This is a genomic window from Streptomyces sp. NPDC059003, from assembly GCF_042740445.1.
In the GTDB taxonomy this organism is placed as follows: domain Bacteria; phylum Actinomycetota; class Actinomycetes; order Streptomycetales; family Streptomycetaceae; genus Streptomyces.
This window is the reverse complement of record NZ_JBHYJH010000253.1, coordinates 1-9,993: the sequence shown is the minus strand read 5'-3', so window position 1 is coordinate 9,993 and position 9,993 is coordinate 1. Positions and strand designations below refer to the sequence as shown.

General features: G+C 73.0%; 8 protein-coding genes. 4 read left to right on the top strand and 4 right to left on the bottom strand.

The features are described from left to right. Window positions 1-64: 64 nt before the first annotated feature. The 3 genes from ACFWZ5_RS42360 to ACFWZ5_RS42350 form a co-directional block, all read right to left on the bottom strand. On the bottom strand, window positions 65-1,630 hold the full coding sequence (locus tag ACFWZ5_RS42360; protein ID WP_384804181.1) for a bifunctional 3-(3-hydroxy-phenyl)propionate/3-hydroxycinnamic acid hydroxylase: 1,566 nt from the start codon (window positions 1,628-1,630) through the stop codon (window positions 65-67). 137 nt (window positions 1,631-1,767) lie between these two features. After that, window positions 1,768-2,706, bottom strand: coding sequence for a hypothetical protein (locus ACFWZ5_RS42355; RefSeq protein WP_384804179.1), 939 nt, complete (start codon window positions 2,704-2,706; stop codon window positions 1,768-1,770). Window positions 2,707-2,811: 105 nt separating this feature from the next. Continuing rightward, window positions 2,812-4,080 carry an activator-dependent family glycosyltransferase gene (locus tag ACFWZ5_RS42350; RefSeq protein ID WP_384804177.1) on the bottom strand — a complete coding sequence of 423 codons (1,269 nt, stop codon included), beginning with the start codon at window positions 4,078-4,080 and terminating at the stop codon, window positions 2,812-2,814. A 232-nt stretch (window positions 4,081-4,312) separates the two neighbouring features. On the opposite strand from ACFWZ5_RS42350, the gene ACFWZ5_RS42345 reads away from it, so the two are divergent. The 4 genes from ACFWZ5_RS42345 to ACFWZ5_RS42330 are packed head-to-tail and all read left to right on the top strand — an operon-like array spanning window position 4,313 to window position 8,899. Next, entirely contained in the window at window positions 4,313-5,317 is a 1,005-nt protein-coding gene (locus tag ACFWZ5_RS42345) for an NAD-dependent epimerase/dehydratase family protein (RefSeq protein WP_384804175.1), read from the top strand. Next, on the top strand, window positions 5,310-6,635 hold the full coding sequence (gene rfbH / locus ACFWZ5_RS42340) for a lipopolysaccharide biosynthesis protein RfbH (RefSeq protein ID WP_384804173.1): 1,326 nt from the start codon (window positions 5,310-5,312) through the stop codon (window positions 6,633-6,635). Before ACFWZ5_RS42345 ends, rfbH begins: the two co-directional genes overlap by 8 nt. Next, window positions 6,628-7,668 (top strand): Gfo/Idh/MocA family protein, encoded by a 1,041-nt coding sequence (locus tag ACFWZ5_RS42335; RefSeq protein WP_384804171.1) that lies wholly within the window; start codon window positions 6,628-6,630, stop codon window positions 7,666-7,668. Before rfbH ends, ACFWZ5_RS42335 begins: the two co-directional genes overlap by 8 nt. Continuing rightward, window positions 7,655-8,899 carry a macrolide family glycosyltransferase gene (locus tag ACFWZ5_RS42330; protein WP_384804169.1) on the top strand — a complete coding sequence of 415 codons (1,245 nt, stop codon included), beginning with the start codon at window positions 7,655-7,657 and terminating at the stop codon, window positions 8,897-8,899. The genes ACFWZ5_RS42335 and ACFWZ5_RS42330 overlap by 14 nt, the downstream gene beginning before the upstream one ends. A gap of 33 nt (window positions 8,900-8,932) precedes the next feature. On the opposite strand, the gene ACFWZ5_RS42325 is transcribed toward ACFWZ5_RS42330, so the two are convergent. After that, window positions 8,933-9,820, bottom strand: coding sequence for a 1,4-dihydroxy-6-naphthoate synthase (locus ACFWZ5_RS42325; protein ID WP_384804167.1), 888 nt, complete (start codon window positions 9,818-9,820; stop codon window positions 8,933-8,935). Window positions 9,821-9,993 lie beyond the last annotated feature (173 nt).

Sequence of the window (9,993 nt, the reverse complement as noted above, 5' to 3'; positions counted from 1 at the left end):
GGCGGGGGCACGGGCACAGGCGCGAGAAAGGCGGGGTGGGGCGGGGCCGGAGCCCGCCGGGTCCTCAGGAGGGGGCCGCTACGCCCTTCAGCAGGCCGTGGAGCAGCTCGGTCATCTCGGTGCGGTTGCGCGCCGCGCCGTAGACCTGGAAGTCGGGGCGGACCAGCGCGGCCGCTGCCGGCACCGTCTCCTTCAGCCAGGCGGTGCAGGTGCCGTCGATGTCGACATCGGGCGTCAGATGGACGATCTCGCCGCCCAGTTCGCGCAGCCGGTCGGCCAGGTCAGGCTCCACCAGCGTCTTCGGGTCGTCCAGGGTGAGCAGGACGAAGTTGCCGCCGCACAGCTCACCGCCCTCCGTACGGGAGGTGCGCGCCTGGGGAACGACCCGGCTGTCCACTCCGGCGAACATGCCGTCGACGGGCTCCTGGAACAGCCCGGCCTGCACCGCCTGTTCGCCCGGGCGTGCGAACTCCTCCGCGGTGCGCGGCGGAGCGTCCTCGGGGCTCACGGACAGCAGGGCGCTGTCCCGGTAGCCGGCGATGGCCGGGTCGACCGTGCCGATGAGCTGGCCCAGGGTCACCGACAGGTCGATGGCGCGCTGGGCGTCGGGGCGGCGCTCGGCCTCGTAGGTGTCCAGCAGTTCCTCGCCGGCCGCACCGGCCAGGACCAGGTGCAGCTTCCACGCCAGGTTGGTCGCGTCCCGGATGCCCGTGCACATGCCCTGTCCGGCGTGCGGGGGCATCGTGTGGGCGGCGTCGCCCGCGAGGAAGACCCGGCCGGAGCCGCCCGAACGCCAGCGGTCGGCGTTGCGTCCCACACAGGTGTAGGCGACGTAGCGTTGCAGCGTCGCCCTGTCCGGGGTGACCTGGAAGTGGCTCAGCAGACGCCAGGCGCTCGCCACGGTGTTGAAGTCGTCGAAGGACTGGTCGGGAAGCCGCATGAATTCGTAGCGGTTGTGGCCCGGCCCGGCCGAGAGATCGACGCGGGGCTGGGCCGGGTCGGCGATCTGCACGTTCCGCGAGGGGAGTTCCGCGGGATCGTGCGGCATGACATCGCACGCCATCCAGTCGGCGGCGTAGTCGGAGACCGAGAACGGGACGTCCAGATGGCCGCGCACATAGCTGTTGGCCCCGTCGCAGCCGACCAGCCAGCGCGCTGTGAGGGCGTGCTCGCCGTCCGCCGCACGCACGGTGAGCTCGACCGAGTCGTCCTTCTCGGTCAGGCCGACGGCCTCGTAGCCGCGCAGCACGCGCAGGTTGGGCAGCTGCGCGCCGCGCTGGACCAGAGCGGCCTCCAGGCCCGGCTGGTAGATGGCGGTCGTCTCCGGCCAGCGATGCCGGCTGTCCCGGTCCAGGTCGAAGTGCATCAGCGTCTGCCCGTCGCCGTTGACCACGACATAGTCCTTGGTCGCCTCGCCGACCGGGACGAGCGCGTCGGCGACGCCTATCGTGCCGAGGAGACGGCCGATGTGACGGTCGAAGGAGACCGCCCGGGGCAGGGCGTAGGGCTCGACGTGCTTCTCGACCACGGTCACCTGCCAGCCGCGCTGGGCAAGCATGATCGACAGCACCTGTCCCACAGGGCCGTAGCCGACTACGAGAACATCCGGGTTCGCTGCGTCTTCTCTCACGATGCCCGACCGTAGAACAGCGCGGCGTGCTGCAGGCCCCGCGCTCGCGCGGTCAGAGTCAAGAACCAGTATGAGCGGCTGCGGGCTTGACAGCCCCGGCCCCGGGCCTCGGGCCCGCGCCGACGGAGGCGGGCCGATCAACGGCGATGGTACCTGTCCGCCATGGCGTGGAAGACCTTCTTCGGCTCCCAGCGGGTCTCGTCGAGCATGCGGACCACACCGTAGGAGGCGAGGTCATGCTCCCTGGGCTTGTCGTAGTTGGCGAAGGAGAACCACATCGCGGTGTCCACTCCCTCTTCCTCGAAGACCGTCAGCAGCTCCGTGAGGTAACGGACCTGCTCGTCCTCGTCCGGCACGGCGTCCGCCGGCGGACTCCAGGCCATGCCGCCCAGGCCTCCGGCCCCCTGATAGGCGCAGGTGCCGAACTCGGTGACGGCGACGGGCTTGCCGTGCTGGAAGAACTCGCGCAGCCGGGTGCGGAAGGTGTCGGTGTTGTGCGCGGCACGGTAGGCGTCGATGCCGATGAGGTCGAAGGGGCCCCAGTCGACCGACTCCCAAGGGCCGGAGGCATAGGTGACCCGCCCGCCGAAGTGTGCGCGCACGGTGGCGGCGGCCTCGGCGAGGAAGCCGTTGAGACGCTCCGACGCCCGTCCGAGGGCGGACCACCACGCCGCGTCGGAGGCCATGGTGTGCAGGCGGTAGCCGAAGGTGTCGCCGGGCAGGAAGCCGCCGCAGAAGAGGCTGACCTCGCACCCGGTCACGAACACCACCTCGGCACCGGTCCGGCGCACGGCCTCGGCGCGCCGGGCGCAGTCCGCGAAGAACGGCAGGAGCTGCTCGGCGGGGAGGTCGACGGGGAAGGGCGCGAACCAGACCTCGAGACCGGCGTCCGCGGCGTACCGGGCCGCCGCGTCCAGCCGTTCGGGCTCGCGCCCCGAGACGCGTACGACGTCGCAGTGCAGTTCGCCGGCGATCACCGCCATCTCGTGCCGGACCGCCTCCGGGCTGAAGACCTTACGGGTGAGCTGCTGTCCGGGAAGGAACCCGGTGTCGTAGTTGATGCCGCGTGCGCGCACGTCACTGCCCCTTTGCGTGAACGAGTCCCGGTTCCGGCCGGCTCCGCACCCCGCGGCCGGGACCCGCCCCCGGGGGCTGCCGCGCCCGGCTCCCGGCGGGCCCGCTCAGGCCCGCCAGGGCGCCGCACGCCGCTCCTGCGCCAGCCGCTCCAGCACGGGCACCACCTCGCTCGGTGCGGGCAGGGCGGCCGCCTCGTCGCGCAGCCGGGCCGCGTTCTCCAGGAAGGCGGGCTCGGACAGTATCCGCGAGGCCCGCTCGCGCACGGCCTCCGGGGTGGCCCGCGCGCTGGTGAGCAGCAGACCGGCGCCCTGCTGCTCGAGACCGGCGCCCCGGTAGAGCTGGTCGGCGACGGGCGTGGTGACGGTCAGCTGCGGGACCCCGTACATCAGTGCGTTCCCGTAGCTGCCGAAGCCGCCGTGGTGGATCAGCAGCGAACAGCTCGGGAGCAGCGCGTGCAGCGGCACCGAGTCGACCACGCGGACGTTGTCCGGCAGCGTGCCCAGCTGCGCGGTCTGCGCGGGCAGCAGCGCGGCGACCACCTCGACGTCGAGTTCCGCCAGCTCGGCGAGGATGCCGGCCTTGGGAATGTAGTCGCCCCCGTACCGCTCGGTGTTGGAGGCGCCCAGGCTCAGGCAGATCCGGGGGCGTTCGGGCGGCGCCAGCAGCCAGCCCGGGGCCACGGCCGGGCCGTTGTACGGGACGAACCGCACCGGGGTGCGCAGTGCCTCGGTGGCGATGCCGAGGCTCGCGGGCAGCGGATCCAGGGTGAGCTGTCCGGTGGTGAGCTCCTCGGTGAAGGAGCCCCCGAGCTCCGCGGCGGTGCCGCCCAGCCACTCGGCGAGCGGATCCCGCCGCTGGTCGGCGGGCACCTCCGCGGACAGCTTCCGAAAGAGCTGGCGCTTCATCGTCCACACGTCCGCGAAGCACGGCGACCGGGCGTGCGCCGCCCCGACGGCGCCCGCGGCAAGGGGCCCGGCGTAGGTGAGCGGGTCCCAGATCACCAGGTCGGGCTGCCAGGCGCGGGCGAAGTCCACCAGCTCGCCGATCATCGGCTCGTTGTACATCGCGCTGCCGTACGTGGCCAGCTGGATCCGCTCGAGTTCGCCCTCGTAGGTCAGCTTCGCCGGGTCCAGCTCGTTCCAGTTGGCCGCCTCCCATTCCTCCTGCGACTCGCGGTGCGCGCTCATGCCGGCGGTGATGCCGTCGTTGCTGCCGACCGACACGGCCGTCATACCGGTCCTGGCGATGACGTCGACGAGTTCCGCGCAGCTGGCGACGCGCACCTCGTGACCGGCGGCGCGCATCGCCCACGCCATCGGCGTCATACAGAAAAGGTGGGACTTCTCGGGGATCGTGGCGAACAGCACACGCACGGTGGACTCCTGGAAGAGGCAGATGATCCGGTGCGCCTCAAGGGTCGTCCGGCCGCCGATCGGAAAGGGGCGTGCGCTCGCGCATCGGGGGAAACCCCCAGACTTTTGGTGCGTGGTACGGCCGGGTCTTGGCGTGGCTCCGCGGCGCGTGAAGAGTGGCCGCCGGTCCGTGAAGAGTGGCCGCCCGGGCGGGCCCTCGCCTCGTGGCCGGACGAGGCAGGGGGAGTGATCCGTGGACGGAGCTGAGGCTGCGGAACGGCCGGCCGCCGTGGTGCTCGGCGCCGGTGGTTTCATCGGCCGCACCGTGTGTGCAGCACTGCGCGCCGCCGGCTGGCCGGTGGCGGCCGTGGGCCGTCGCGCCGTGCACCCGCCGGCGGGCTGCCGGGCCGTGCGCCTCGACGTCGCCCGCACCGATCCGAAAACCCTCACCGCCGAACTCGCGGCCCTGCGCCCCGGCCTGGTGGTGAACGCGGCAGGCGCGCTGTGGGACGTCACCGACGACGAGCTGACCGAGGGCAATGTGACCCTCGTCGAACGCCTGCTGGATGCCGTTGCGGCGCAGCCGCGACCGGTCCGCCTCGTGCACATCGGCTCGGCGTACGAGTACGGGCCGCACCCCGGCAAGAGGCTCGTGGAGTCGCTGCCGGCCCGCCCGGTCGGCCGGTACGCGCAGACCAAGCTGGCCGGCACCCGGCTCGTCACCCGGGCCGTCGCCGACGGGCGGGTGGACGCGACCGTGTTGCGGATCGCCGTCTCGGTCGGGCCGTTCGCCCCCCGGCACAGCCTGCTCGGCGGCATCACCCGCCAACTCGCCGCGCACCCGGACGTATTGCGGCTCCCGCCGATCGACGGGGTGCGGGACGTCATCGACGTCCGGGACGTGGCCGACGCCGTGCTGTGCGCGGCGCGCGCGGACAGGCCGCCCCCCGTGGTCAACATCGGGTCGGGCGTCGGCGTCCGCCTGACCGACCTGGTGGAGGAGCTGATCCGGATCGCCGGGCCGCGGGCCGCGGGCGCCCGGGTCGTGCCCGCTGCGCCACCCGCCGTGCGCCGTGACACCGGAGTGGGATCCCAGCCCCTGGACATCGGCCTGGCGCACCGTGCGTTCGGCTGGTCCCCGGCCCGCACCGCCCTGGACGCGCTGCAGGCGCTGTGGGACAGCGCCCGCGCCGCTTCCGGCGGCGGCACGCCACCCGTACCGACTTCCGCAGCGAACGAAGAGAGCATTCATGGCTGACGCGGACGTGCAGTCCATCATCGAGCTGACCCGCAAGCTCCACCGGGACCGGGAGGCGTCCGGGCAGGACTTCGTCCCCGGGGTCACGCCGATCCTGCCGGCGGGTGCCGTCCTGGACGAGGACGACCGTGCCGCGCTGGTCGAGCAGGCCCTCCAGATGCGCATCGCCTCCGGCGCCACCGCACTGCGCTTCGAACGGAAGTTCGCGAAGGTCGTCGGTGTCCGCAAGGCGCATCTGACCAACTCGGGATCGTCCGCCAACCTGCTGGCGCTCGCCTCGCTCACCGTGCCGGAGCTCGAGGACCGCCAACTGCGCCCCGGGGACGAGGTGATCACCCTCGCCGCGGGATGGCCCACCACGGTCAACCCCATCGTCCAGTGCGGGCTCGTGCCGGTCTTCGTCGACGTGGACCTGGCCACCTACAACACGACGGTGGAGCGGATCGAGGCGGCGATCGGCCCGCGCACCAAGGCCATCATGATGGCCCACACACTGGGCAACCCCTTCCCGGCCGCCGAGATCGCGCAACTCGCCCTCGACCGCGACCTGTTCCTCATCGAGGACAACTGCGACGCCCTCATGTCCACCTACCAGGGCCGCACCACCGGATCGTTCGGTGACTACTCGACGGTGAGCTTCTATCCGGCCCACCACCTCGCGATGGGCGAGGGCGGCTGCGTGCTGTCCAACACCCTGGAGCTGGCGCGGATCGCCGAGTCGATGCGGGACTGGGGACGCGACTGCTGGTGCGAGCCGGGCGAGGACAACAAGTGCCTCAAGCGCTTCACCTACCAGATGGGTGATCTGCCGCGCGGCTACGACCACAAGTACATCTTCTCCCACATCGGTTACAACCTGAAGTCGACCGACATCCAGGCGGCGCTCGGCCTGAGCCAGCTCGCCAAGCTGCCCGACTTCGTCGCGGCCCGCAAGCGCAACTGGCGGCGGCTGCGGGAGGGGCTCGACGGGGTGGCCGGCTTGGTGCTGCCGGAGGCCACCCCCGGCAGCGACCCGAGCTGGTTCGGCTTCGTCATCACGCTGACCGAGGACGCCCCCTTCAGCCGCGCCGAGATGGTGGACTTCCTCACCGAGCGGCGCATCGGGACCCGGCTGCTGTTCGCCGGCAACCTGCTGCGGCACCCCGCCTACCGCGACGTGACCCACCGGGTCAGCGGCGGGCTGGCGAACAGCGACATCATCATGGAGCGGACCTTCTGGGTCGGCGTGTATCCGGGCGTGACCCCCGAGATGACCGACTACATGGTCTCCTCCATCCGGGAGTTCGTCGGCAAGCACAGCAGGGGGCCCCGTGGCTGACGCCGAACCCCTGGGCATCGGGGTGCTGGGCGCCGCCGACATCGCCTGGCGCCGCACCCTGCCCGCCGTGCTCCGCTGTCCGGGGCTGCGCCTGGTGGCGGTGGCCAGCCGCAGCACCGACAAGGCCCTGAAGTTCGCGCACCGGTTCGGCTGCGAGGCCGTGACGGACTACCGTCCGCTGCTGGAACGCGACGACGTCCACGCCGTCTACATCGCGCTGCCGAACGCCCTGCACGAACCGTGGGCGGACGCGGCCCTGCGGGCCGGCAAGCACGTCCTGGTGGAGAAGTCGCTCACGGCCAGCGCCGCCGCGGCCAAGGACCTGGCCCGCACGGCGCAGCAGCAGGGCCTGGCGTTCGTGGAGAACTTCACCTTTCTGCACCACCCCCAGCACGCACGGGTCCGCGAGCTGATCGCCGCCGGCGCCATCGGCACGCCGCGGAGCTTCAGCGCGTCCTTCGGCATCCCGCGGAGCGACCCGGGGCTCATCCGCTACAGCCGGGAACTGGGCGGCGGATCGCTGCGCGAGACCGGCTGCTACCCGGTCCGCGCCGCCCAGCTCTTCCTCGGCCCGGACACCGAAGCCCTCGGCGCCCGGCTCCGGCCGGGGCCCGGCACCGACGTGGACACGGCCGGCTCGGTACTGCTCGCCGACGGCGCGGGCGTCACGGCCCAGTGCGACTTCGGGATGGACCACGCCTACCGCAATACGTACGCGATCTGGGGCAGCGAGGGCCGCATCGAGGTGGACTGGGCCTTCACCCCGCCGCCGGAGACCCGGCCGCTGGTGCGGCTGCAACGGGCGGACCGCCGCGAGGAGCAGGTGCTGCCCGCCGCCGACCAGTTCCTCGCCGCCGTCACCGCCTTCGCCGACGCCTGTGCCGACCCGGTGGCCCAGGAGTCCGCCGCCGCCGATGCCGTGCGCCAGGCCACGCTGCTGGAGTCGATCGTGCAGCTGTCCGGCTTCCCCGAGGATTCCGCGCGGCACGGGGCCGGACGACACGCAGCGGGGGGTGCCCATGCCCGCGCCTAGGGCCCGGCCGACGGGCGAGCGGCCCGGCCGGACCGTGCTGTGGCTGGGCTTTCCCTCGTACGGCCACATCAAGGCGACCCTCGGCATGGTCGAGGAACTGGTGCGCCGCGGCCACCGCGTCACCTACGTGGTCGCCGACCGGTTCGCCGGCCGGGTCGAGGGCACCGGGGCCCGTGTGGTGCCCTACACCTCACAGTTCCCCGAGTCCATCTCGGCCACCGAGACCGCCACCACGATGCTGCTGGCCTTCCTCGAAGAGAGCTTCGCGCCCCTGGAGGCCGCCCTTCGGGCCGCGGCCGATGACCCGCCCGACCTGATCGTGCACGACGCCCTCAGCTCCGACACGGCGGCTGCGCTGAGCCGGCGGCACCGGGCGGCGACCGTACGCACCTACGCCGGCTTCGGCAGCAACGAGCACGTGCCGCAGAACGGCACCGAGGCGAATGCGGCGCACCAGCCCGTCGACCCGGCCGACCCCCGGCTGCGCGAGCTGTCCGCACGGCTGACCGCCCGCGTCCGGGCGGCCGGGGTGGCCGACCTGCTGGGCGGCGAGCTGGCGAGCGGCGACGACGCGGTGCTCAACATCTCCTTCGTCGTCCGGGAGTTCCAGATCGGCGGGGAGACGTTCGGTGACGACTACCTCTTCGCCGGTCCGTGCCTGCGCCCGGCGGACTTCGAGGGAGCGTGGTCGCCCCCGCCGGGCGCGCCGCCCGTGTTGCTGGTCTCGCTCGGCACCACGGTCAACCGCCGCCCGGACTTCTTCCTCTCCTGCGCCGAGACCTTCGCCGGCACGCCGTGGCACGTCGTGATGACACTCGGCGGCGGGGTCGACTCCCGCGCCCTCGGGCCGCTGCCGCCCAACGTGGAGGTACACCCCTGGCTGCCGCATCTGGCAGTGCTGCGCCACGCCACCGCGTTCGTGTGCCAGGGCGGCACCGGAAGCCTGATGGAGGCGTTCCACCAGGGCGTGCCGGCGGTCGTGGTGCCGCATCAGCAGGACCAGCTGGCCATCGCCCGCCAGGTCGTCGACCTCGGCCTGGGCCGGTCGATCAGCCGGGAGGACCTCGACGCCCGCACCCTGCGCTGCGTGGTCGACGCGGTCGCCGCCGACGCCGGGGTACGGCGTCGGGTCGGTGAGCTGAGCCGGAGCATCCGCAACGCGCCCGGGGCCGGCGCGGTCGCCGACTGCCTGGAGGCGGTGATGGCCGGCGAGCGGGCGGCGTCCCTCTGAGCGAGGGGCCCCCGCCGAGCTCGCCGGCTCCGGTCAGCTGCTGCCGTACCCGGCGCCGGGCGTGAGCGGCCCGGCGGGCTCCAGCGCCTGGGCGGACACGGGCGGCACGGCTCCCGCCCGTGCCGCCCGCTCCAGCAGGGTGCGCACGGCTGCGTAGCCGTCCGGGCCCAAGTCGTGGGTGAAGTCGTTGACGTACAGCCGGATGTGCTGCTCCTGGACGTCCGGTGACATCTCCTGCGCATGCGCCTGCACGTAGTCCCGCGAGGTCTCGGGACGGGCCCAGGCGTGCCGGACGGAGGCCCGGATCGCGTCGGCGATCCCCGCGAGCTTGTCGGGGCCCAGATCCCGGCGGGCGACGATCGCGCCGAGCGGGATGGGCAGCCCGGTCCGTACCTCCCACGCCTCGCCGAGGTCGGCGAGGCGGTGCAGGCCGTACTTGTGGAAGGTGAACCGGGCCTCGTGGATCACCAGGCCCGCGTCCACCTCGCCGTCCCGGATCGCGGGCATGATCCGGTGGAACGGCAGTACGACGGTGCGCACGTCGGCGTCCGGCAGTGCCTGCCGTGCCCACAGCCGGAAGAGCAGATACGCCGTGGAGCGCTCGGCCGGGATCGCGACGACGCGCCCGGCCAGCGCCGTGGGGTCGCACGGGCCGCGCGTGAGCAGCAGGGGACCGCAGCTGTGGCCGAGCGCTCCGCCGCAGGGCAGCAGCGCATAGCGGTCCAGGACGTAGGGCAGGGCCGCGTAGGAGATCTTCAGCACGTCCAGCTGGCCGCGCGCGGCCAGCGTGTTGGTGGCGTCGATGTCGGCGATGGTGACCTCGGGTGCGGGCGTCCCGGGCAGCAGCCCGGTCGCCCACGCGTGGAAGACGAACGTGTCGTTGGGGCAGGGTGAGTAGGCGAGGGACGCGGGGGGCGCCATGAACACTCCAGGGTTCGGTCGGCGGGGACGGTCGGGCCGGCGAGAGCCGGTGGCGGGCCGTCGACGCCGTGCACGGACGCCGGAGAGCGGCGGCGTCCTCCCGCCGACGGGCCTGCGGGCGGCTAGGGCGTGTCTTTCGGATCAGGCCGGGCCCGCGACGCCTGGCACGGCAC

Excerpts from the sequence above, each read along its gene's own strand:
- rfbH (WP_384804173.1), top strand. The coding sequence starts at position 5,310 with ATGGCTGACGCGGACGTGCAGTCCATCATCGAGCTGACCCGCAAGCTC.
- ACFWZ5_RS42330 (WP_384804169.1), top strand. The coding sequence starts at position 7,655 with ATGCCCGCGCCTAGGGCCCGGCCGACGGGCGAGCGGCCCGGCCGGACC.
- ACFWZ5_RS42325 (WP_384804167.1), bottom strand. The coding sequence starts at position 9,820 with ATGGCGCCCCCCGCGTCCCTCGCCTACTCACCCTGCCCCAACGACACG.